21 protein-coding genes and 1 tRNA gene are annotated in these 22,883 nt (G+C 65.0%); 12 read left to right on the top strand and 10 right to left on the bottom strand.

Features of this window, described 5'->3' with window-relative positions; translation table 11 throughout:
- Window positions 1-41: 41 nt before the first annotated feature.
- Entirely contained in the window at window positions 42-644 is a 603-nt protein-coding gene (locus tag AC1DK9_RS10255) for a hypothetical protein (RefSeq protein WP_476915855.1), read from the bottom strand.
- 6 nt (window positions 645-650) lie between these two features.
- Between AC1DK9_RS10255 and AC1DK9_RS10250 the strand changes: the two genes are divergently transcribed.
- On the top strand, window positions 651-1,571 hold the full coding sequence (locus AC1DK9_RS10250) for a tyrosine-type recombinase/integrase (RefSeq protein WP_476915854.1): 921 nt from the start codon (window positions 651-653) through the stop codon (window positions 1,569-1,571).
- A 4-nt stretch (window positions 1,572-1,575) separates the two neighbouring features.
- Here AC1DK9_RS10250 and AC1DK9_RS10245 read toward each other — a convergent pair whose 3' ends face one another.
- The 5 genes from AC1DK9_RS10245 to tmk form a co-directional block, all read right to left on the bottom strand.
- Window positions 1,576-5,379 carry an N-6 DNA methylase gene (locus AC1DK9_RS10245; protein WP_476915853.1) on the bottom strand — a complete coding sequence of 1,268 codons (3,804 nt, stop codon included), beginning with the start codon at window positions 5,377-5,379 and terminating at the stop codon, window positions 1,576-1,578.
- 399 nt (window positions 5,380-5,778) lie between these two features.
- Window positions 5,779-5,851: transfer RNA gene (locus AC1DK9_RS10240), tRNA-Thr, on the bottom strand.
- Between the two features lie 103 nt (window positions 5,852-5,954).
- Window positions 5,955-7,538 (bottom strand): alpha/beta hydrolase, encoded by a 1,584-nt coding sequence (locus AC1DK9_RS10235; RefSeq protein WP_476915852.1) that lies wholly within the window; start codon window positions 7,536-7,538, stop codon window positions 5,955-5,957.
- A 61-nt stretch (window positions 7,539-7,599) separates the two neighbouring features.
- A complete protein-coding gene (locus AC1DK9_RS10230; protein ID WP_476915851.1) occupies window positions 7,600-8,742 on the bottom strand; it encodes a DNA polymerase III subunit delta' in 1,143 nt (380 codons plus the stop codon).
- On the bottom strand, window positions 8,739-9,407 hold the full coding sequence (tmk, locus tag AC1DK9_RS10225) for a dTMP kinase (protein ID WP_476915850.1): 669 nt from the start codon (window positions 9,405-9,407) through the stop codon (window positions 8,739-8,741). Before tmk ends, AC1DK9_RS10230 begins: the two co-directional genes overlap by 4 nt.
- Window positions 9,408-9,496: 89 nt before the next feature.
- On the opposite strand from tmk, the gene AC1DK9_RS10220 reads away from it, so the two are divergent.
- A complete protein-coding gene (locus AC1DK9_RS10220) occupies window positions 9,497-10,693 on the top strand; it encodes a trans-sulfuration enzyme family protein (protein WP_476915849.1) in 1,197 nt (398 codons plus the stop codon).
- 9 nt (window positions 10,694-10,702) lie between these two features.
- Window positions 10,703-11,056, top strand: a complete 354-nt coding sequence (locus AC1DK9_RS10215; RefSeq protein ID WP_476915848.1) for a DUF2516 family protein — start codon at window positions 10,703-10,705, stop codon at window positions 11,054-11,056.
- Window positions 11,057-11,176: 120 nt separating this feature from the next.
- Here the strand turns inward: AC1DK9_RS10215 and AC1DK9_RS10210 are convergent, their stop codons facing one another.
- Window positions 11,177-12,052: a class I SAM-dependent methyltransferase gene (locus AC1DK9_RS10210; protein WP_476915847.1), complete on the bottom strand. Its 876-nt coding sequence runs from the start codon at window positions 12,050-12,052 to the stop codon at window positions 11,177-11,179.
- Window positions 12,053-12,120: 68 nt separating this feature from the next.
- On the opposite strand from AC1DK9_RS10210, the gene AC1DK9_RS10205 reads away from it, so the two are divergent.
- Window positions 12,121-12,867 (top strand): phosphoglyceromutase, encoded by a 747-nt coding sequence (locus tag AC1DK9_RS10205; RefSeq protein ID WP_476860978.1) that lies wholly within the window; start codon window positions 12,121-12,123, stop codon window positions 12,865-12,867.
- A gap of 93 nt (window positions 12,868-12,960) precedes the next feature.
- Here AC1DK9_RS10205 and phoU read toward each other — a convergent pair whose 3' ends face one another.
- Entirely contained in the window at window positions 12,961-13,623 is a 663-nt protein-coding gene (gene phoU / locus AC1DK9_RS10200; RefSeq protein WP_476860977.1) for a phosphate signaling complex protein PhoU, read from the bottom strand.
- A 206-nt stretch (window positions 13,624-13,829) separates the two neighbouring features.
- On the opposite strand from phoU, the gene AC1DK9_RS10195 reads away from it, so the two are divergent.
- Both AC1DK9_RS10195 and AC1DK9_RS10190 read left to right on the top strand, forming a co-directional pair.
- The gene (locus AC1DK9_RS10195) at window positions 13,830-15,044 is read left to right on the top strand and encodes a sensor histidine kinase (RefSeq protein ID WP_476861574.1); all 1,215 of its coding nucleotides are present in this window, start codon (window positions 13,830-13,832) and stop codon (window positions 15,042-15,044) included.
- Complete coding sequence (locus tag AC1DK9_RS10190) at window positions 15,041-15,721, top strand: response regulator transcription factor (protein WP_175324033.1); 681 nt, start codon at window positions 15,041-15,043, stop codon at window positions 15,719-15,721. The genes AC1DK9_RS10195 and AC1DK9_RS10190 overlap by 4 nt, the downstream gene beginning before the upstream one ends.
- Before the next feature lie 147 nt (window positions 15,722-15,868).
- Here the strand turns inward: AC1DK9_RS10190 and AC1DK9_RS10185 are convergent, their stop codons facing one another.
- Window positions 15,869-16,432, bottom strand: coding sequence for a hypothetical protein (locus AC1DK9_RS10185; protein ID WP_476861573.1), 564 nt, complete (start codon window positions 16,430-16,432; stop codon window positions 15,869-15,871).
- A gap of 361 nt (window positions 16,433-16,793) precedes the next feature.
- Here AC1DK9_RS10185 and AC1DK9_RS10180 point away from each other — a divergent pair, with 361 nt between their 5' ends.
- The 6 genes from AC1DK9_RS10180 to rlmB all read left to right on the top strand — a co-directional run bounded on the left by AC1DK9_RS10180 (window position 16,794) and on the right by rlmB (window position 21,770).
- Window positions 16,794-17,276 (top strand): CarD family transcriptional regulator, encoded by a 483-nt coding sequence (locus AC1DK9_RS10180; RefSeq protein WP_026266570.1) that lies wholly within the window; start codon window positions 16,794-16,796, stop codon window positions 17,274-17,276.
- A gap of 102 nt (window positions 17,277-17,378) precedes the next feature.
- A complete protein-coding gene (gene ispD / locus AC1DK9_RS10175; RefSeq protein WP_476860976.1) occupies window positions 17,379-18,197 on the top strand; it encodes a 2-C-methyl-D-erythritol 4-phosphate cytidylyltransferase in 819 nt (272 codons plus the stop codon).
- Window positions 18,198-18,232: 35 nt separating this feature from the next.
- The gene (gene ispF, locus AC1DK9_RS10170; RefSeq protein WP_476860975.1) at window positions 18,233-18,730 is read left to right on the top strand and encodes a 2-C-methyl-D-erythritol 2,4-cyclodiphosphate synthase; all 498 of its coding nucleotides are present in this window, start codon (window positions 18,233-18,235) and stop codon (window positions 18,728-18,730) included.
- 50 nt (window positions 18,731-18,780) lie between these two features.
- Complete coding sequence (locus AC1DK9_RS10165; RefSeq protein WP_476860974.1) at window positions 18,781-19,134, top strand: hypothetical protein; 354 nt, start codon at window positions 18,781-18,783, stop codon at window positions 19,132-19,134.
- Between the two features lie 40 nt (window positions 19,135-19,174).
- A complete protein-coding gene (gene cysS / locus AC1DK9_RS10160) occupies window positions 19,175-20,644 on the top strand; it encodes a cysteine--tRNA ligase (RefSeq protein WP_476860973.1) in 1,470 nt (489 codons plus the stop codon).
- A 133-nt stretch (window positions 20,645-20,777) separates the two neighbouring features.
- Window positions 20,778-21,770: a 23S rRNA (guanosine(2251)-2'-O)-methyltransferase RlmB gene (rlmB, locus tag AC1DK9_RS10155; protein WP_476860972.1), complete on the top strand. Its 993-nt coding sequence runs from the start codon at window positions 20,778-20,780 to the stop codon at window positions 21,768-21,770.
- A 259-nt stretch (window positions 21,771-22,029) separates the two neighbouring features.
- Here the strand turns inward: rlmB and AC1DK9_RS10150 are convergent, their stop codons facing one another.
- On the bottom strand, window positions 22,030-22,845 hold the full coding sequence (locus tag AC1DK9_RS10150; RefSeq protein WP_476915846.1) for a carbon-nitrogen hydrolase family protein: 816 nt from the start codon (window positions 22,843-22,845) through the stop codon (window positions 22,030-22,032).
- Window positions 22,846-22,883 lie beyond the last annotated feature (38 nt).

Below are 22,883 nucleotides of genomic sequence, written 5' to 3'. Positions count from 1 at the left end.
GGCGTTATCACGAGCGGGGGCGGGCGGCAACTGATTGGGGGTTACCCCCCCCTCCCCGCCGCAGCCTCAATCTTCCGCCGTGCCCGCTTACGGGCGCGGCGGATGCGTCGGACGGCGTGGGCTTCCTCACGCTGAAGGCGCATCCTCTCCTCCCCGCGCTCGATCTGCGCGTGTCCGAAGTACCCGCGGAACACGAGGGCGGTGACAATCCCAATCACAGACTGACCTGCCAGGAGTACGGAAATGAAGATCACCCAAGCCCAGCTGCCATCAATGTTTTGGTTCGCATTCACGTACAGAATTAGGGGGGCCATCGAGATGAGACACCCAGCGGCTCCAAGTGACTGACCAATCCCCTTCGCCCAATACCAAATCCAGCCAATAAGGCGGAACGGCTGCGGCTCGGGTCCGAGTATCCGCTGCTCTACGGCAAGTATCAGAACCAGCACGGGGATGAACTGCGCCAGCAGCTTTGCCCCTTCGACCGTGATCATGACTTCGAGCATATCCAACGTCTCAGACCCCAAGGGTTCGTAGACACTTCGTCGTGTGGTGGAACGCTCCCCTCCAGTCAGGCCTGAAAGTGTTTCGCTTCTACGTTTCACGAGCAACTCCCATAGACACACGATAATGTCAGTTATCATGTGGTTATGGAACTTGAGAAGATCGCAGCCCCGGCGAGTAACGAGCAGCGGCACGGCAGCATCATCGCCGCATGGAAGCTGGCACAAAGCTCTCCGCACACGCTCCGGGCCTACAGCCGGAGCATTACCGATTTCTGTTCCTGGCTGGATGCCAGGGGAATGGACCTGCTCACGGTGAAGCGTCCAATCGTCGACGGGTACAGGCACACGCTGGCTGGTGCGCCGGCCACGGTGGCCGCCAAGCTGGCGGCACTCTCCAGCTTCTACCGCTACGCGCTCTCCGCTGACGCGATCGCGGGAGGTAATCCTGTTGAGCTGGTCAAGCGCCCGAAGGTGGACGCGGACCATTCCAGCACCGAGGGGCTGACCAAAGATCAGGCGCGGGCCTTGCTGGCCGCCGCGCTGGCAGACGGCCCGCGCTCTCACGCCTTGGTTTCACTTCTGCTCTTTACCGGTGTCCGGCTCAGTGAGGCGTTGAACGCGAACACGGCGGACTATGGCCACGACACCGGCCACCGGACGTTGAGCATCCGGCGCAAGGGTGGAAAGGATGGCAGGGTCGCCGTCCCAGCCCCGGCGGTGGAAGCGTTGAATGCCTATCAAGAAACCACCGGGCGTGAGCTGGTGGCAGGTACAGCGGGCATGGGTTTGCCGCTTTTTACGACGGCTACGGGACATCGGTGGGCGGCTTCTGAGGCTTTCCGTACCGTTCAACGGCTGGCCAAGACGGCGGGAGTGGAGGGGCAGATCAGCCCTCACAGCCTGCGGCACACGTTCGCCACACTGGCGCTAGACGCGGGCACCGCTCTTCATGACCTGCAAGACAGCATGGGGCACGCCGACCCCCGAACCACTCGGCGTTACGACAGGGCGCGGGGCACGCTTGCAAGGGCGGCCGGATACGACGTAGCCCGAGCCCTGGCCTAACGCCCTAAAGGAACTTGCTCACAAGAGCTGCCTTGTGTGCCACCAACTTCGACAACTCGGTTTCAAGTTTGGCGATGTCGCGCCGATGACCGCGCACCTTCGTTAGCCAGTCACCAAGTTGCTCCTCGTTCAGCCTGGGAACTGGAAGTCTGCGCATCTTCTCCCACGAGGTCCGCGGCATCGTGTTCGTGATTGTGCGTACAACTTGCTTGTTGAACACCGGCGTCCTGAGATAAAGCGAGTAGAACGTGGACGCTTCTATTGATCCGAACCGGAAGACCAGTATGTCGGTTGAGCAGATGCCGGGCGTTTCGACCTGAACGACCTTATTTAAACCGGGTCTAAGCTTCCCGTACAGGACGTCGTTGGCTTCGAATCGTCGCTTGCTGCTTTGCGGATCATCGAGTTCAGAGCCTGCGACATCGGTCATCTCGCCGGTGTGGGCTTGGATGCTTTCCAATCCAACGTAGCGAACGGTATCGGTCTCGTCTTGTGGGTTGACAGAGACCGAAACGTTCTCTGCGACTTCGTCCAGACGGGTGGAGGGAAGGGTCTCAGCTTTAGCAACCTCAGTTATCAGCTCATGGTTGAGCCGAAGAATGTCGTCCTGAACTTTCGTGATCTTGTCTTCTAGGGCGTTGGCGTCAGCGACCAGTTTCTTTTGCGTGTCCTCATCTGCGCGCGGAATGAGGACACTCTTCACGCGGCTGATGTTCAAATTCCGTACGATCGGCCCCTTAGACCTGTGGTCGAGCTGACGCTGCACGATCTGGTCTGACAGTACGTAGTAGAGATAATCCTTACTGACCGAAGAATCCAGGTCTGACAGAATCAGCCAACCGTCGTGAACGCACCCGTCAATGTCCACGATGTAGGGCCGGCCCGCACTCATCGAATTGGAGAGGATGAAGTCGCCCTTTTTGACCGCTCGGGACTGCTTCGCACCCTCGGCCGTGATGCGCTCGGCGGTTTGCGTAACGTATTTGGCCCCGCGGGCAACATCGCCGATTTTGATCCAAGGTACGCCGTCCGGATCTTCCGTGATGTAGTCATCGATGGGCCTAGGGGAAGCTCCGCGGTTTATGTTGGTTGCAAGTAGGCGCAACGGAACCAATGGGAACTTGCTCTCCGGAACGAACATCTCTGACTTGGGGGAGAGCGATATGGCCTTGTCGAATACTGACTCGTCAAAATCCATGAGGTCTTCCAAAGGCGCAACGGTCCCATACTTTTTGAGGGCGTCCGGTAGCGAAGCCAGTGTGCCATCGAAATTAGCCGAGATGTAGGTGCTGAGCTTCGAAGGATTAGTACGAGATGTTTCGTCGTAGAGCGGCGTCACATGCCGCTTTTGCGCGTCTGTGATGAGCTGTATGCCTTCGTTGCCCTTCGCCTTGCTCCACCCGTACCCAAAGAACCGCTTCATCTCTTTGGTCCCGCTAGGACTGCGGATGATCAGCACTGGATTGGGCTGGGACCGGGCAACGGCAAAGAAGAATAGCTTTTCGCGCTCGATTGCGACAGCGAAGTTTCGGAACATATCCTCTTTTTCACGCTGGGCATCTGCGGTTGAGAGCCTGAGGAACGTGCGGGACTTGAGTCGGTTCTTTACTTTCGTGTCAGCCTCGAACGCGCGCTTGTAGTTCTGGAACAGCTCTGAAGCCATCATCTTGGGCGGCAGCCCGCCCCCAACGAAATCGCGGTACTCAGCAGGGTCCTGCTTGATGTGTTCGGCGTACTCGTCGATGATGCTGTCGTCTTCATATGCGTCAGTTGCATCGGGCTCGGCGTACCACGCTGCGATGCGATCGCGAAGGTGGACAGAGGTATCTGGTCGGCTTTCTTTCCGCCTTAGGAACGCCGTTACGGTGGTCGTCCCAGTTGATCCGAATGCGCCACTCCCCAGCTCCACCAGTGCCACGATGTCGAAAGATTCCAAGAGAATCTCTCGCGCCCGAGCCGTTGGTTTGTCGTTGTTCGAAAGGATGCTGGAAGGCAGGATGATTGCGGCGATGCCGCCGGGCCTCAGTAGCTGCTTGGCGCGCTCGATGAAGAATGCCTCGATCCTGTTCGCGGTGTCGAGAGCCTTTTCATCGATGGTCTTGGTTAACTCAAAAGCCTTCCTATCCTCCACCGGGAGCGTCTCCAGGAACCCTCGAACGCTATACGGCGGATTGGCCACCAACAGGTCGAACGTTCCGTTTGCAACAGCCGGGAAGGAGGTGTGTTCCTGCCTTAGCGCATCGCCGTACACGATGTTAATTGCGGGCTGGCCGTACATAAACGCGGATACTTTGGCCACCTTGGACAGGCGGTACTCTTTTTCGATTCCAAAGACGTTTTCGTGATAGCGAGCAAGTTCAGAAGCGTTCGTCGTCTCGCTTCGCAGGATCTGCGCCGCTTGGTTGGCGTACTCGTTCAGGAAGTGGCCAGCGCCACAGGCGTAGTCCACAACCTTTGGAGGTTCATTGCTGGCCGTTACCAACTGAACCAGCGGGAGACTCTGAATAATGAACCTGGTCAACGGGATTGGCGTGAAGAACTGGCCCTCAGATTGCTTCACACCCTGGTCCAAGAAGCCCTCGAACATGTCGCCCAGGAACTGGTTGAAGGTAGCACCGTCGGATGTCAACCGCACGTCTTGCCACATCTGGAGAATCTGCAGAAGTACCTCTGCATTTTGATAGAACAGCTGCTGGTTGTGGACGTCAATGAATGAAAAGTCGTTGTTGGTAAAGAACTTCTGCTGGACGAAGAGGTCCCAAACGGCTCGCTGAGTGGCATCGGGGCTCGTTCGGATGAATCGCAGAGCCCGATTGACGTCTTGCTCGTTGATATAGGTGATGTCCTCACCAAGGAACTTTTGCATTCCTGCTTGGTAAAGCTGCTGGAGGCGGTCCAGCAGCCCGAAATGGGTATCGTAGGCGACGCCCTTCCAGGTGAACTTCAGGTCGTCGGGGTTGGTAGCTTCGTCTACCAGTTTGCACAGCAGGATGTTGACCAGCTTGTCGAAGGCGTTTTCGCGGCCGGAGACATTATGTTGGCGAAGGATGGTGGCGAACTCGTTGTACTTCTTCTTGCGATCGCTCTCAGATATGGTGTGGAGATCGTCGAGGGAATACTTATCCTTGCCTATCTGGTACGGCTGAATGTTTGTCTCGAAGAGCCCTACTGTGCGGAAGTCACGCTTGTAGGTATCTCTCCAAACGGCGAACCGATCTTCAGTCGTGGTCGCACCTGAGAAAGTGGGCAGGCTAGGGTTCTCAGCCAAGTGCTTTGGATTGTCGCGGTGCGCGATGATGTTGGTCTGGTACCGGACTTCCGATTCCTCGTAGGTGGAAGCGTAGAGGCACAGGAACTGGGTCTCACTGACTTGTTGGGCGTAGCTGAACAGTTGGCCTTTGCCCTGCATAGTGACTCGCCACTCATGATCGAATTCCGATCCGAAGGTCTTGCACTCGATAAGGAGCAGTACCTTGCCGTCGTTGCCCTTAATCAGAATGTCGGCCCTGCCCCCGCTGGCGCCATGGCCGAGCTGCCATTTGGGCTCTAGCTCAATGTGGTTCGGGGCGTATCCCTTACTGAGAAGCCTGTAGACGCATTCGAAGACGACGAAGTTCTCATTTGCCGAGAAGTTGCAGGTCTGCCGTTCGCTGATCTTCAGGCCCTTGTCCTCGGGATAGATCAACTGCTTCTTCTTGAAGTCCACGGCCATGCGGGCGCCATCTACTGTGGTGGCCAACAACCCATTGGGCTCGTCCGTAAAACCGAGGCTCCGCAGAGCTTCCCCAAAATTGCTTGCGGTCAACACGCGGAGCACTCCCTCTTTCAGACGTAACGGCAGATGTGCGCAGAGTTCGGCACATCCGAGACTTAGGTTCTCGGCGTCGGGTGAAGGTCCGATTCACTGCCGGAGGCCCACGTCGCCACTTGAGCTTACTGGAAGGCCGCCGCTATCCGAGGTAGGCGGGTTGCATGCCAGCCTCAGGAAAAGCTTGCCGTCCGACTCGCGTCCCGTGTCCGTCCCCAGGGCAAGAGGGCGCCGGCTCGCTGCCTTGCGACGAGCCTGATGCCACCCGAGGGGACGTGACGAAAAAGTGACGGACACGATGGGAATCGAAAGAAACCTGGGGGAATGCACAGGATTCCCCACTTGTCTACAACCAAAGAGAAACCCCCCAGAAACGTTGATTTCTGGGGGGTTTGTCCGAGCTTCCTATCAGAATCGAACTGATGACCTTCTCATTACGAGTGAGACGCTCTACCGACTGAGCTAAGGAAGCAACCGCGTGAAACGCCGGCGAACCGGGCGGATCATGCAAGAGACAACTGTAATGGAGCTTCCGCGCCCGGGTCAAAATGAGCGGCGCGGAAGCCGTCCAAAGCTCAGCAGACCGTGTTGTCGGCCGGCGTCTTGCCGTCCACCAGGTACCCGTCCACCGCCTTCTCGATGCAGCTGTTGGCGCGGCCGTAGGCGGTGTGGCCCTCGCCCTTCCAAGTCAGGAGCGAAGCCTTGCCCAGTTGCTTGCGCAGGGCGCCGGCCCATTCGTACGGTGTAGCGGGGTCCCCGGTGGTGCCCACGACCAGGATGTCGGACGAGCCCTTGTACTGGACCGGGGCAGGGGTACGGAGGCTCTTGTAGGGCCAGTCCCTGCAGTTCGTGCCGCCGTAGGCGAAGTAGTAACCCAGGGTGGGGGACAGCTGGCGAAGCCGCTTCTCTTCGGCATGCATCGCGGCCGGGTCTGATTCCATCGGGTAGTCGAGGCAGTTGATGGCGTTGAAGGCAAACGTGGAGTTTGCCGAGTAGGTGCCGTTGGGCTCGCGGTCCGCGCCGAAGTCGGAGAGCCGGAGCATCGGGGACACGTCGCCCTTCATTGCGCTGTCCAGGGCCTGCGTCAGCGCGGGCCAGTTGTCGTCGTTGTAGAAGGGCAGGATGAAGCCGCTGACGAACATCGAGGCGTTGACCACCCGGCCGTCCTTGGCCTGCCGCGGATTCGCCTCCACGGCCGCGATGATGTCCTGGATCTGCCGGACCGCTTCGTCGGGGGTTCCGCTGAGCGGGCAGCCGGTGTTCTGGAGGCAGTTGGTCACATACGCGTGGATGGCCTTCTCAAAGGCCTTCGCCTGGCCGGCGGTCAGTTCCTCGTTGCTTAGCGAGGGGTCCAGGGCGCCGTCCAGCACCATCCGGCCCACATTGTCCGGGAAGAGTGAGGCGTAGGTGGAGCCGAGGAAGGTGCCGTAGGAGTACCCCAGGTAGTTCAGCTTGGCGTCGTTCAGGACGCCGCGGAGGATGTCGAGGTCCTTGGCGGCGCTGACGGTGTCGACGTGGCCCAGGACCGGTCCGGTCTTCTCGGCGCACTTGGCTGCGATGGCCTTGTTGTCCGCAAAGGCTTCGGCCAATCCGGCGTCGGTGTCCAGCTTGTAGATTTTGGCGCGGTTGGCGTCCCGTTCCTTGTCCGTGAGGCAGGTGACGGGCGCCGAGCGCTTCACGCCGCGCGGATCGAAGCCGATGACGTCGTAGTTAGAGCGCACCTTCTCGGAAATATTCGTGGCGCCGGCGTCCCTGACGAAGTCGTAGCCGGAACCGCCGGGACCGCCGGGGTTGACCAGCAGGCTGCCCTTCTTGTTGCCGCCCCTCGACGCCAGCTTGATGGCAGCCAGTTCGATCGTGCCGCCATCGGGCTTGCTGTAGTCCAGCGGAACCTTGACCTTGGCGCATTGGAAGTCAGTTTCGCAGGGCGACCAGGTGAGCTGCTGGGAGTAGAAGCTCCGCAGCTCGGCCGGGGCGGCGGCCGCGATCGACGGGTCGGGGGTCCCGGACGAGCTCTTTGGCCCGCCGTCGCCGGTGCCGAAAAGTGTGCAGGAAGACAGCACCAGGGAGAGCGCCAGGCCCAGCGCCAAGGCGCCGGCGGCCCGCACCTTGAGCCCGAAGGTTCGGCCGCCCGAGGGCCGTGGTGCTGCTGACGTCATGCGGTTCTCCTTGGGGATGTGGAACGGGGCGAATCGAAGTGTGTGGAGCGTTCCTGGCGGGTCAAATCAGGCTGGAGGCCATGGACTCGATGGCCAGCAGCGGGGCGACGTTGGTTGTCGTGATCCGTTTGCGGGCCTTATTGATGGCATCCATCCGGGCAAGTGTCACCTCGGCCGTTGAGCGCCCGGCGAATTCCTGCAGCTCGTTCCTCAGCTCAACGTTGACCAATTCCACGGCGTTCCCCATCTGGATGATCAGCACATCCCGGTAAAAGGACAGCAGGTCGGTCAGGGTGCGGTCAAGGGAGTCGGTAACGGAGCGCTTGGCACGCCGCTTCTGGTCGTCCTCCAGCTGCTTGACCTGGCCGCGCATGGCCGGCGGAAGCGGCCCGCTCTCAGGTGCCCCGAGCGTAGCGAGCAGCGCGGCCTTCTCGGCGGCGTCGCGCTCTTCGTTGGAGCTGTTGGCCTCCTCGGTGGCGATCTTGACGAGCTTGTCCGCCATCATTACGGCTGCGGTGATGCCCCGAAGGTGCAGCGGAAAACGTACGGTCTCCAGCCGGCGTTCGCGGGCCTCGGGATCCCGGGCCAGCCTGCGGGCGATCCCGATGTGGCTTTGCGCAGCGCGTGCCGCCCGCTCGGCAACCTCCGGCTCGACGCCGTCCCGCTTGACCAGGAGGGCCGCGACGTCGGCCGCTGGCGGGAGCCGCAGCGCCACCGGCCGGCAGCGGGAACGGATGGTCACGAGCACGTCCGCGGGGGACGGCGCGCACAGCATCCAGATGGTGCGCGGGGTGGGCTCCTCGATGGCCTTGAGCAGCACGTTGGTGGTCCGCTCGGCCATCCGGTCCGCGTCTTCGACCACGATGATGCGCCAGCGGGCAGAGGAGGGCCGGTTGCCGGCGGTCGAGACCAGTTCGCGGGCCTCGTCGATCGTGATGGTGACTTTCTCGGTCCGCACGAACGTCACGTCGGAGTGGGTCTCGCCGACGATCGTCTGGCACGCCGGGCACTCGCCGCAGCCCCGCTTCGTGACGTCTTCCTGGTCGCAGTTCAACGCCGCGGCAAAGGCCTTCGCGGCGTTGGAACGGCCTGATCCCGGCGGTCCGGTGAACAGCCAGGCGTGGGTCAGCCCCTCGCCCTCCGCTGCCTGTCGCAGTTGGGTGACGACGGCAGGCTGGCCCTGGAGGTCGTCCCAGACGCTCATGCCGAGCTGCCCTCGCGGAGGGCGAGCAAGGACTGAACCCGGTCAAGGATCCGGGCGGCGAGCTCCGGCACGGGCAGGTGCGCCGCGAGGACCAGGTACTTCTCCGGCCGGGCCGCGGCCAGTGACAGGAAGGCGTCCCGGATCCGGGCATGGAATTCGTCCGCCTCCGATTCCAGTCGGTCCTCCGCGGCGTCGCCGGCGGTCCGGCGTCGGCGGCCATCGGCAGGGTCGACGTCGAGCAGCACCGTCAAGTCCGGCTGCAGGCCCGAGGTAGCCCATTCATTGATGCCCCGCACCGCCTCCGTGCCGAGGTGGCGGCCCGCGCCCTGGTAGGCGACGGAGGAGTCGATGTAACGGTCGGTGAGGACCACCTCGCCCCGCTCCAGCGCCGGACGGATGACCTGGGCGGCGTGCGCGGCGCGGGATGCCGCAAAGATCAGGGCCTCGGTGCGGGCATCGATGTGGCCGTGGCCGTGATCGAGCACGAGGGAACGCAGTTTCTCGCCGATCGGCGTGCCGCCCGGCTCCCGGGTCCGCAGCACCGTCAGCCCGCGGGACTCCAGCGCCGCTGCAAGCTCCGCCGTCTGGGTCGACTTGCCGGCGCCGTCGCCGCCTTCGAAGGCAATGAACAGTCCGGGGAGCGTTCCGGGAGTCTGGGTATCCACTGCTCTAGCCTACCGACAATCTCCGACACCATAGCGGCCCGCGCGTAACGCCTTACAGGCACCGGGCCGCTCCGACGTACCCTGTCACCATGAGTCTCTCCGAAGAACAGGCAGCCTCGCTCTCGGCCGAAACCGTGGTGGTTGCCGCGGGCCGTCCCCCGCGCGAGCGCGACGCCCCGGTGAACCCGCCGATCGTGCTGTCCTCGACCTATTTCGGCACCGGCCCGCTGGGCCCCGGCGACCGCGGCTACGGCCGCTACTCCAACCCCACCTGGGACCCCTTCGAGCAAGCCCTGGCACAGTTGGAAGGCGCCGCACTGCCGGGCCTCTTGTATGCCTCGGGCCTGGCCGCGGTGGGTTCTGCGCTGTCCCTGGTTCCGGCGCAGGGAGTGCTGGTGATGCCCTCGCACAGCTACGCCGGGTCGCTCGTGATGGCGACGGAACTGGCGCAGAAGGGCGCCCTTGAGCTGCGCACCGTGGACATTGCGGACACCGACGCCGTGCTGGCGCAGCTGGCGCCCGTCGACGGCAAACCGGCCAGCATGCTGTGGCTGGAGAGCCCCACCAACCCGATGCTCGGCGTCGCGGATATCCGGGCGCTGACCGCCGCGGCACACGCGGCCGATGCCCTCGTCGTCACCGACAACACCTTTTCCACCCCGCTCGTGCAGCAGCCCCTCAGCCTGGGCTCCGACGTCGTCCTGCACTCGGTCACCAAGTACCTTTCCGGCCACTCCGACGTCGTGCTGGGCGCCCTCGCGACCTCCGACGCCGAGCTGCACGCCAGGCTGCTGCACCACCGCACCATCCACGGCGGCATCGCCGGGCCGTTCGAGGCCTGGCTGGCGCTGCGCGGGCTGCGCACCCTCGCCTTGCGGATCGAGCGCTCCCAGGCCTCCGCGGCGGTGCTCGCGGAACGGCTGAGCCAGCACCCGCGGGTTGGCAGCATCCGCTACCCGGGACTGCCCTCGGACCCCGGCCACGAACGGGCCAAGGCTCAGATGAAGGGCTTCGGCTCCGTGCTGTGCATCGAAATGGCGCCGGTGGAGGGCCCGAACGGCACCCTCAGCGGCGCCGAGGCAGCCGACCGGATGATCCGCGCCCTGGAGTTGTGGCTGCCGGCCACGTCGCTGGGCGGCGTGGAATCCCTGATCGAACGCCGGCGCCGGCACACGGCGGAACCGGAGAGCGTGCCGGAGAACCTGGTCAGGCTGAGCGTCGGAATTGAAAACGTCGAGGACCTCTGGGCCGATTTGCGGCAGGCTTTGGCAGCACTGGACAGCTAGGCTTGGGGCATGGACGGAAGAACGCTGATTGAATTTGCCGACAGAGGGATCTACTTCCTGCTGGCGGTCGTAGCCCTGGGCCTTGAGGTGTGGGCGTTCTTCGATTGCCTGCGGCACAAGGCCAACGCCTTCGAAGCCGTGTCCAAGCGGACCAAGACGTTCTGGCTCGCCCTGACCGGCGGCGCCCTCTTCATCGGCCTGCTGTCCATTGTTGGCGGCGGAGGCGGGTTCTTCGGCCCGCTGGGACTCTTTGGCCTCGCGGCCGTCACGGCCGCTTCCGTCTACCTCGCGGACGTCCGCCCTGCCGTGAAGGATGCCGGCCGCGGCGGAAGCCGCAACATGGGCCCCTACGGCCCCTGGTGATCCCCACCGGCACCCTAAGCTCGCAAGCTCGCTCAGGGAACCCTGCCGGCGTGGCCCCACCCACCGGTACCCCAACTCGCAAGCTCGCTCAGGGAACCCTGCCGGCGTGGCCCCACCCGGCTATAGACCGTCCGGTGCCACCGCTTCCCAATCCACGGTCAGCTCGCCCAGGCGCCACCGCGCCGGACCATCCTGCACGGGCCAGCCGGCGTCCCGCATCGCCCGGCACATGGCGGTCCAGCGCTGCCGGTTCCCGAACGAGGCCAGCGGCGCTGCTTCAACCCAGGCCTTGTCCAGGGCCTGCAGATAGGAATGGATTCGTTCGCCGGGCACGTTCCGGTGGATGAGCGCCTTGGGCAGCCGTTCGGCGATATCCGAGGGCAGCTCGAAGCCGCCGAAGCGCATGGACAACCCCAGGCTCAGCGGCCGCTCGTCGTCGAGCGCCACCCAGGTGACCCGGCGTCCAATCTCGTCGCAGGTGCCGTCGATGAACAGGCCTCCGGGCGCCAGCCGGTCCTGCACGAGGCGCCAGATGGCAGCCACGTCGGCTTCCTCGTATTGCCGCAGCACGTTGAAGGCCCGCACCAACACCGGCCAGCCCGGCACCGGAAGTTCGAAGCCGCCGAGCTGGAAACTGAGCCCGGGACGCTCCAGTGCCTTGGCCTGCCGGACGCGCTCCGGTTCGATCTCAATCCCCACCACGCGCACGTCGGGCCGGATGGCGGTGAGGCGTTCGAAGAGTTCGACGGCGGTAGCCGGGGACGCGCCGTAGCCGAGGTCGACGACCAGTGGATCCTCGGCGCCGCGCAACCGCCAGGCCTGTGGGCCGGTAAGCCAGCGGTCCACCCGTCGCATTCGGTTGGGGTTGGTGGTTCCGCGGGTCACGTTGCCTACCGGCCGGCCCGTCCTTGTGCCGCCGCCGGTGCCGTCCTGGGTCCGCTTCTGCATCCCGCTCCGGGTCCGGGGGGACACCACCCGCTCAGCCTTCTGCACCACGCGTCCAGCCTATCCCGGCCGGTGTAACGCTCGGCACGGCCCGGGACTGCTCGGCTAGGATGAAAAGCATGACTTACAAGCTGATTCTGCTGCGCCACGGCCACAGCGAATGGAACGCCAAGAACCTGTTCACCGGCTGGGTGGACGTCGACCTGAACGACCAGGGCCGTGCCGAGGCGGTACGCGGTGGCGAGCTGCTCGTGGAGAACAACGTCCTCCCGGACATCCTCTACACCTCGCGGCTGAAGCGGGCCATCAACACTGCCAACCTTGCGCTGGAGAAGGCCGACCGCGGCTGGATCGACGTCAAGCGCGACTGGCGCCTCAACGAACGCCACTACGGCGCACTGCAGGGCAAGGACAAGGCCCAGACCCTGGCCGAATACGGCGAGGAGCAGTTCATGACCTGGCGCCGTTCCTACGACACCCCGCCGCCGCCCCTCGCGGACGACTCCGAGTTCTCCCAGGTGGGGGACCCGCGCTACAAGGACCTCGGCGACGCCATGCCGCGCACCGAATGCCTCAAGGACGTCCTGATCCGGCTGCTCCCGTACTGGGAATCGGACATCAAGGAAGACCTCCGCGCCGGCAAGACCGTCCTGGTCACCGCCCACGGCAACTCCCTGCGCGCCCTGGTCAAGCACCTTGACGGCATAAGCGACGAGGACATCGCCGGCCTGAACATCCCCACCGGCATCCCGCTGGTCTACGAACTGGACGAGGACTTCAAGCCGCTGAACCCGGGTGGCACCTACCTCGACCCCGAGGCCGCCGCGGAGTCCATCAAGGCAGTGGCAAACCAGGGCAAGAAGTAGCGTCCTCCGTACCCCGGAAACGACGACGGCGGCCGGTCACCCCCAAGGTGACCGGCCGCCGTCGTACCCGCTGCTATTGGGACGGCGGGGCCGTCAGCTGTGCTCGATGCTGGTCGGGTGCCATGCGCCGGTGACCAGGTAGGTGACCTTCTGCGCAACCGAGACGCCGTGGTCCGCGAAGCGCTCGAAGTAGCGGCTGGCCAGCGCGACGTCCACGGTGGTGGCGGCGGACTCTGCCCAGTCGCTGCGGGCGATCGCCTTGAAGACGCTCAGGTGCAGGTCGTTGACGGCACTGTTGGCCTTGAGGATGTCCCGGGCCACCTCCAGGTCGCGGGTCTCCAACAGCACGGTGAGCTTCTCCGCGATCTCCAGGTCGTGCTTGGCGAAGCTCTTAAAGGTCTCCTGCAGCTGCTGCGGCACCACGTTGGCCGGGTAGCGGAGACGGGCGAGCTGGGCGATGTGCCGGGCGAGGTCGCCCATCCGCTCCAGCGAGGCGCTCATCCGGAGCGACCCCACGATCATGCGCAGGTCGCTCGCCACCGGGCCCTGCAGGGCGAGAATGTCGATGGCACGCTCGTCGAGGCTGTTCTGCAGGAAATCGATCCGGGCGTCGGCTGCGATAACGTCTTCGGCGAGGTCGATGTCTGCGCCCTCGAAGGCTGTGGTGGCCTTCTCGAACGCCTCGCTGACGAGCTTCGAAATTTCGACGAGCTGCTCACCCACCTGGGCGAGTTCTTCCTGAAAAACCTTACGCACGGGTGCGTCCTTTCCTCGGAAACGTTCCCGGGCGCCGCGGCGGCCGGCCGTTTCGTTTCACCGTAGCGGCGTTCAACCTGCCACCCTTCCAGCCTCCGGTGAACTGTTACGCCTCAATAGGTGAACGTTAGCTGAACCAGCGCCCCAATCGCACAAGTTTTCGATTTCCGGCATGCCGCAGCGCATAAGCTGGAGCCGTGGATCCAATGCTCATCGGTGTGATCGCGGGCCTGGTCGGCCTGTCGCTCGGCATATTTGGCGTGCTCGCGTTCCGGATCAGCGAGCAGCAACGCAAGATCAGCGACGTCGAGACCGGCGATCCCTCGCTCCCGGAGGGCGCCGCCGAGGTGCTGGCCGTCGTCGGGCGCGCCTTCGTGGTGGTGGACGCGGTCGACGGCGTCGTGCGCGCCAGCCCTGCGGCCTACGCCTACGGCCTGGTCCGGGGCCACACCGTGGTGCACCAGCAGCTGCTCGAGATGACCGGCAAGGTCCGGCGCGACGGCGTGATCCTTGAGAAACAGCTCGAGCTGCCGCGCGGCCCGCTCGGCCAGGGCACCATCGTGGTGCAGATCCGCGCAGCCATGCTCGGCGAGGAATATATCCTGCTGCTCGCCGATGACCGTACCGAGATCACCCGCACCGAGGAGATCCGCAACGACTTCGTCGCGAACGTCTCGCATGAGCTCAAGACCCCGGTCGGCGCAATCTCGCTGCTGGCCGAAGCGCTGGAAGCCTCACCGGACGACGAGGAAGCCGTCCGGCGGTTCGCCAAGCGCATGCATAAGGAATCCACCCGGCTGGCCGCGCTCGTGCAGGACATCATCGAACTTTCCCGGCTGCAGGGGGCCAACGTGGCCCAGCAGGCACACCCCGTGGACATCAACGAGGTTGTCGCCGAGGCCGTGGACCGGTCCCAGTTGCCGGCCGAAAGCAAGAACATTGAGATCGTTGTGGGAGGCCGGACCGACGCCATGGTCTACGGAGACCAAGACCTGCTCGTCACGGCGCTGCGAAACCTGATCGACAACGCTATCCGCTACTCGCCGGAGAACACCCGGGTTGGCGTCGGCGTGCGGGCCAGGGACGGCCTGGTGGCCGTCTCCGTGACGGACCAGGGCGAGGGGCTGAGCGCCGAGGACCAGGAGCGCGTCTTTGAGCGCTTCTACCGCGTGGACTCCGCCCGCTCCCGCCACACCGGAGGCACCGGCCTGGGCCTGAGCATCGTCAAGCACGTGATGGCGAACCACGGCGGTGAGGTCACGCTCTGGTCCCAGCCCGGGCAGGGTTCCACCTTCACCATCCGCCTCCCGGAGATGGAGGGCCAGGACGAGCCCGCGGCGGATCCCCGCCGGTCCCCGCAAACTGCACGACACGATCGACGCGACGCCGCCGGCGTCCATGAACAAGGAGCTAGCGCTTGAGCCGGATTCTTATTGTCGAGGACGAGGAATCGTTCAGCGACCCCCTTTCCTATCTGCTGGGCAAGGAAGGATTCGAGGTGGAAGTCGTGGACAACGGTCTCGACGCCATCACCGAATTCGACCGCAACGGCGCCGACCTGGTCCTCCTGGACCTGCAGTTGCCGGGCCAGTCCGGGACCGAGGTGTGCCGCCAGCTGCGCCAGCGCTCGTCCGTGCCGGTGATCATGCTGACCGCCAAGGACGCGGAAATCGACAAGGTAGTGGGCCTCGAGCTGGGCGCCGACGACTATGTCACCAAGCCCTACTCCTCCCGGGAGCTGGTGGCCAGGGTCCGCGCCGTTCTGCGGCGCCACGGCGAACCCGAGGAGCTCGTCTCCAGCACCGTCCAGGCCGGGCCGGTGCGGATGGACATTGAGCGGCACGTTGTCAGCGTGAACGGCGAACAGGTTTCGCTGCCGCTGAAGGAATTCGAGCTGCTCGAGATGCTGCTGCGCAACTCCGGCCGGGTCCTCACCCGCGGACAGCTCATCGACCGGGTGTGGGGCTCCGACTACGTCGGCGACACCAAGACCCTGGACGTTCACATCAAGCGGCTGCGCAGCAAGATCGAGCCGGACCCCTCAGCACCGCGCTACCTGATCACGGTACGCGGGCTGGGCTACAAGTTCGAGCCCTAGGCGGCCGGGCCGCGCCCCGGGTCCGGCTCGCGAGCGGGCGGGGCGCCCGGTCCGACTCGCGGGCCGGCCCGGCCGCTGGACGCGACGAAGACGCAAAAAAGGAGCGGCACCCGGTGGGGTGCCGCTCCTTTAGCGTGTGCGGGAGTGCTACGGCGTCGGCGTGGCCGACGGGGTCTCCGAAGGCGTTTCCGAGGGCGTCGACGACGGCGTTGTGCTGCTGGAGCTGGTGGGCTCGGCCGTCGGGAGGTACTTCTTGTAGTCCGTGATGGTGGCGTCCAGGACCGGCATCTTGAACTTGGCGTCCATGTTGGTGCCGTCTTCGCGGATCGTGACTTCCACCAGGGAACCCGGCTTGCCGCCGGAAGTGCTGAGGATCGCCGCGTCGGCGGTGTCATTCAGCAGGACGTAGGAGTTCTTCTTGACCGGAACCTCGGTCTGGGAGCCGGCGGCGCCGCTGATGGTGAGCTTCACATCTTTGGCAGAGGTGTTGTACACCGCCCCGATCACGCGGCCGGGCTTGTTCTCGCCGTCGGAGACGATCATCATGTTGCGGAGCTGGAGCGGTCCGAGGTCGGTCCGGGTCCCGTCCGACGCCGAATACTGCACAGAGGTCTGCTGGGGGTTGATGTAGCCGCAGCCGGACACCGACAGCAGGCCAATGCCAAGTGCAGCCGTTGCCATTGCCAGCTTGCCGCGCCGGCCCCGAGTCATCGCAGTGAAACGCACGTCACGCACTCCTTGAGAGTCTTGAAACATTATTCAGCCATAGCCTATCCGCAATGGACCTCAAACGCGGATTCGGGGGACTACACAAAGTCGGCCGCAGCGGGAGGAGGGGCCGGCCGGAGGGTGGGCCTCCGGCCCGGCAGGGACCCCTCCTGGGCAGGCCCGGCGTCGAACTTTCACGCCCTTGGCACGGGGTCTCCAATGCACTATTATCCGCGTCCGTCAAGGGGTTTGGAGGGCCGATTCTGGCGATTTTCCGCGTATTTACGCGGTTTCCGTGGCCGATCCATGGCAGTCGTATGCCTTAATCGTGATAAACTGGTCTGCGGGAAAGGGGAATGTCCACATGGTTTTTGAGGTCGGCGAGACAGTAGTTTACCCTCACCACGGTGCAGCCAAAATTGAAGAAATCAAGATGCGCACTGTCAAGGGCGAAGAGAAGATGTATCTCAAGCTCAAGGTGGCTCAGGGTGATCTGACCATTGAAGTTCCAGCAGAAAACGTTGACCTTGTTGGGGTCCGGGACGTAGTGGGCAAGGAAGGCTTGGAGCACGTTTTCGACGTGCTGCGTGCCGAGTTCACTGAAGAGCCCACCAACTGGTCGCGTCGTTACAAGGCAAACCTGGAAAAGCTTGCTTCCGGTGACGTGATCAAGGTGGCAGAGGTCGTCCGCGACCTGTGGCGCCGGGACCACGACCGGGGTCTCTCAGCCGGAGAGAAGCGCATGCTGGCCAAGGCCCGCCAGATTCTGATCTCAGAACTGGCACTGGCTGAGAAGACTGATGAAGAGAAGGCCGCAAGCGTTCTCGACGAGGTCCTGGCTTCCTAGCTAAGAATCGAACCCCGGTGGCATTACGCCGCCGGGGCTTCTTTTTGCCCAAACCCGTCCAGGTTGGGTCTGGGTGCGGCGCCGGGACGTAGTCTTGTCCGCATGAACTCTGCATCGACAGCCCACGTCACCGCGGTCATCGTCGTCGCCGCCGGCTCCGGCCAGCGCCTGGGCTACGGCATGCCGAAGGCCAAGGTCCCCCTGGGCGGCGACAGCATCCTCATGCACGCCCTCCGGGGTGTGGCCGCGGCTGGCATCGCCCGCCAGATCTGTGTCGCCATCCCGCCTGGAGACTCTGAATTGAGGGCGCAGTGTGAGGCGTTCGCCGCGGAATTGCAGTCCGAGCACCGCCGCACAGCCGCCGCGGAGACGGCCGTGCAGCTCCCGGTAGTGACCATCGTCGACGGCGGCGCCAGCCGCGCCGAATCCGTCCGAGCCGGGATGGCCGCGCTGGAGCCGGGCATGCAGTATGTCCTGGTCCACGACGCCGCACGGGCGCTCACGCCGGAAGCCGTCTTCCACCGCGTGGCCGCTGCCCTCGCCGCCGGCGCCGTCGCGGTCATCCCCGTGATCCCGGTTGTCGACACCATCAAGACGGTGGACCCCACCTTCGGCGACGACGCCGGCATCGCCCCGGAGCTGGTGACCGGCACCGCCCCGCGGGAGATGCTGCGCGCCGTCCAGACCCCTCAGGGCTTTGACCTCGCCACCCTGCGCGGCGCGCACGAGGCCGCCGCCGGGTTCGACGCCGCCCAAGCAGCCGCCGTCACGGACGACGCGATGCTGGTGGAGCTGCTCGGCGTCCCGGTCCACGCCGTCCGCGGCGCCAGCCAGTCACTGAAGATCACCACCCCGCTGGACCTGATCCTCGCCGAAGGACTCCTCGAAGGCCCGCTCGGCGCGCGCTGGGTGGAGGGCTAAGGGTGGAGGGGAACCAGCCGCAGCAGTCCGCGCCCATGATTCCACGCACCGGCATCGGCATCGACGTCCACGCCTACGCCCCCTTGGACGCGCCCCAGCCGCTCTGGCTCGGCGGCCTGCTCTGGGAGGGCGAACGCGGCCTGGCCGGCCATTCCGACGGCGACCCGGTGGCGCATGCCGCGGCCGACGCCTTGTTTTCCGCCTGCGGTATCGGCGACCTCGGCACGCACTTCGGTACCGATCGTCCCGAATACGCCGGCGCCTCGGGCGTGACGCTGCTGGCCGAAGCGGCCCGGATCGTCCGCGCCAGCGGATACGAGATAGGCAACATTGCTGTGCAGTTCGTGGCCAACAGGCCCAAGTTCGGTCCGCGCCGCGAGGAATCCCAACGGGTCCTCAGTGAGGCCGCCGGTGCACCGGTGAGTGTCTCGGCCACCACCAGCGACGGCCTGGGCTTCACCGGCCGGGGCGAAGGCATCGCGGCCACCGCAACCGCACTGGTCTACCCGCTCGGCGCAGCCGCTTCGGCCTAACTGCCCTACGCTTAAGGGACAACCCCTCCGTAGATGTCAGGAGACCTTCCGTGAAAAAGCTGCTTCCCGTCGTCGTCCTCGTAACCGGGACGCTACTGGCCGGCTGCTCCGGCTCCGCTACGCCGGCCGCCACCACCACGCCCCGCATGAGCGTCGAGGAGAGCTGCAAGTTCCTCACCACGGACACCTTCGTGCCCAAAGGCAGCGACAAGGAAAAAGCCACCCAGATCGGCCAGCACTACCAGGAGGTCGCGGACAAGGTGGCCCCGGAAGTCTCCGAGCCGATCCAGCAGATGGCCGACATCATGAAGCAGGTGGGCTCCAGCGCCACCGGGAGGCAGACCGCAGAGCAGCTGACGCAGCTCCGGCAGCAGATGGACAAGATCGGCGTGCACTGCAAGTAGTCCGCCCGGCCCGTCCCGGGGCATCGGCTAATCTGGAGCGGTGACCCTGCGCTTTTACGACACTGCATCCGCTGAAGTCCGCGACTTCGTCCCCCTGGTTCCGGGCAAAGTGAGCCTCTACTACTGCGGCGCCACGGTGCAGGGCATGCCGCACGTGGGACACATCCGCTCCGCGATCGCGTTCGACCAGCTCACGCGCTGGCTGGAGTACCGCGGCTTCCGCGTCACCGCGGTCCGCAACGTCACCGACATCGACGACAAGATCCTTGCCAAGTCCGCCGAATCGTTCGCCGCAGGCTTCGAGGACGAGCCGGGCACCGTCCGCGAAGAGGAGTGGTGGGCCTTGGCCTACCGCTACGAGCAGGAATTCCTTAAGGCCTACGACACCCTGGGCGTCACCCGCCCCACCTACGAGCCGCGAGCCACCGGCCACATTCCGGAAATGCACGCCCTCATCCAGCAGCTCATCGACCGCGGCCACGCCTACCCGGCCCTCGACGATTCCGGCGATGTGTACTTTGATGTGCGCTCCTGGGCGAAGTACGGCTCACTGACCCGGCAAAAGCTCGACGACATGCAGGGAGCTCCCGACGCCGACCCCCGGGGAAAGCGGGATCCGCGCGACTTCGCGCTCTGGAAGGGCCACAAGGAGGGCGAACCGGCGACGGCGGCCTGGGCTTCACCGTGGGGCGCCGGCCGGCCGGGGTGGCACCTCGAATGCTCCGCCATGGTCACCAAGTATCTCGGCACCGAGTTCGATATCCACGGCGGCGGCCTTGACCTGAGATTCCCGCACCACGAAAACGAGATGGCCCAGTCGCAGGCTGCCGGCCACGGCTTCGCCAATTTCTGGATGCACAACGGCATGGTCACCTACGCCGGCGAAAAGATGTCCAAGTCCATCGGCAACACCATCAGCCCGTCCGAAATGCTGGAGCTGGCCTCGCCGCGGGTGGTCCGGTACTACCTCGGCCAGGCGCAGTACCGCTCGGTCCTCGACTACCAGCCCACCTCCTTGCAGGAAGCCGCCGCCGCGATGGAGCGGATCGACGGCTTCATCAGCCGCGCGGTCCGGACCCTCGCCGGGGCCGACGGCGGATCCCCGGCAAGTCACGGCACCTTCGGCGACGGCACCGTCCCGGACGCCTTTGCAGCCGCGATGGACGACGACCTCAACGTGCCGCAGGCCCTCGCTGTCCTGCACGACACCGTCAGGGCAGGCAACACGGCGCTCACCGCCGGCGAGCACGACGACGCCCGGAAGGCACTCGCCGTCGTCGAAGCCATGCTGCGTGTCCTTGGTCTCAGTGACACGGCGGCCCCGGCAGAGGACGAGCAGGCCAACACCGCCCTCGGCGTCCTGGTCGAGGCCCAGCTCGCGGCCCGTGCGCAGGCCCGCGCCAACAAGGACTGGGCCGCGTCGGACGCCATCCGGGATACCCTCGCGGCGGCCGGCGTCGTCGTCGAAGACGGCGCGGACGGCGCAAGCTGGAGCCTCAAGCGCGGCTGAGGCCGTCCCGGCCAGGCTGGCCGAAGCGGGCCGCCGGCAGACCCCGCGGTCGAGGATTTAACGCGAGTCAGTAGACTGGAGTTCAGACTTATCAACGAATCGCGTAGTTAAAGTAGTTAAAAGGGTGAAACTCATGGCCAACAACGGTCGCCGCTCGGTCAAAATGAAGAAGGGCCCCACCGTCGGGACCGGCGGTCACGGCCGTAAAGCCCTCGAGGGCAAGGGCCCCACCCCCAAGGCGGAGGACCGTCCGTACCACAAGGCCCACAAGAATAAGCAGCTTGCGGAACGCTCCGCCGCCAAGCGCGGCTCCGGTGCCCGCAGCGCCGGTGCCGGTGCCCGCTCCGGCCCCAAGGGCCGTGCCACCGAGGAAGTCGTCACCGGACGCAACTCCGTGGTCGAGGCTCTCCGCGCCGGCATCCCCGCCAAGGCGCTGCACGTCGCCATCCGGATCGAGATGGACGACCGGGTCAAGGAATCGCTGAAGCTCGCGGCCGAACGCGGCATCCCGCTGCTCGAAACCGGCAAGCCCGAACTGGACCGGATGACGGACGACGCCATCCACCAGGGCCTCGTGCTGCAGATCCCGCCGTACGAATACCAGGACGCCTACGAGCTGGCCGAGGAGACCATCGAAGGTTGGAAGAAGGGCCACATCGCCAACGCGCCGCTTTTCGTCGCCCTCGACGGCATCACCGACCCGCGCAACCTCGGCGCGATCATCCGCTCTGTCTCTGCTTTCAGCGGCCACGGCGTGATCGTGCCGGAACGCCGCTCCGTCGGCGTCACTGCCTCGGCTTGGAAGACCAGCGCCGGTGCCGCCGTCCGCGTCCCCGTGGCCCGCGCCGCCAACCTGAACAGCACGCTCAAGGCCTTCAAGAACATGGGCATCTACGTTCTCGGCCTGGACGGCGACGGCGACGTCTCACTCCCGGACCTCGCTTTGGCCACCGAACCGGTCTGCATCGTCGTCGGATCCGAAGGCAAGGGCCTCAGCCGCCTGGTCCGCGAGAACTGCGACCAGATCGTCTCCATCCCGATCGACTCCGCCATGGAATCGCTCAACGCCTCGATGGCCGTCGGCATCTCCCTCTACGAGATCTCCCGCCAGCGCGCCGCCAAGTAACCGACCCTCCCGCACGTTTGGCGGGTTTTTCCGGGACGCTCCCTCACGTTTGGCGGGTCCTGCCGGGACGCTCCCTCACGTCTGGCGGGCTTTTCCGGGACGCTCCCTCACGTCTGGCTGAATCTGGGCGAACGCTCCCTCACCTCGAGTGAGGGAGCGTTCGCGTTTAAGCCGCCGGATCTGCAGGAGCGTCTCGCTTCAGTCCACCGGATCTGAGGGAGCGTCTGCGGGTAGAGCGCCGGATCTGAGGGAGCGTCGCTTAGAACTTGTGGCGGTTGGCGAGGACCGGGAGTTTGGTGCGGGCGTCCTCGACGACGGCGGGGTCCAGATCGGCGAAGAGCAGGCCCGGGGCGCCGTCGAGCTCCTGGAGGACTTCGCCGAAGGGCGAGACGACGGCGGAGTGCCCGACTCCGGTGGGCGCGGAACCTGCAGCCTCAACCCCCTGGCTGGCCGGATCGCCCTGCCCGCACGCCAATACAAAAGTGGTGGAGTCCACCGCCCGGGCGCGGGAGAGCAGCTTCCACTGCTCGACCTTGCCCGGCCCGGCACCCCAAGAGGCGCAAACGATGTTGACCAGGGCGCCACGGTCGGCGTTCTCCGTGAACAGGTCCGGGAACCGGACGTCGTAGCAGGTGGCCACGCCGAAGGTGACGCCGCCGACGTCGAACGTGACGGGTTGGGTGCCGCCTTCAACGGTGTCCGACTCGGCGAAACCGAAGGCGTCGTAAAGGTGGATCTTGTCGTAGCTCGCCTCCACGCCGGGGCCGGTGACCAGGAGGGTGTTCCGGACCTTGCGCGCGCCGGCCGCAGAGGAAGCAGAGGAGGCGGGGGTGAACATGCCCGCCACAATGACGATGCCGAGCTCGGCAGCGATGGCGCGGACCTGCGAGGCCCACGGCCCGTCCAAGGGCTCGGCAATGTCCAGCAGCGAGTTGCCGAAGGCACGCATGGTCGCTTCCGGGAAGACCACCAGTTCCGCACCGCCGGCCTTGGCCTGACGGGCGTAGTCCCGCACAAGGTCCAGGTTCCGGGCCGGTTTGCGGCCGGTGATGATTTGAGCCAGTGCTACCCGCACAGTTACCTCCAGTTCAGCGCCTACTCCCAGTATGGCGG

It is taken from the genome of Arthrobacter sp. 01T414 (assembly GCF_056398965.1).
Note: the sequence above shows the minus strand (reverse complement) of the source record. Positions and strands in the feature narration are given on the sequence as shown.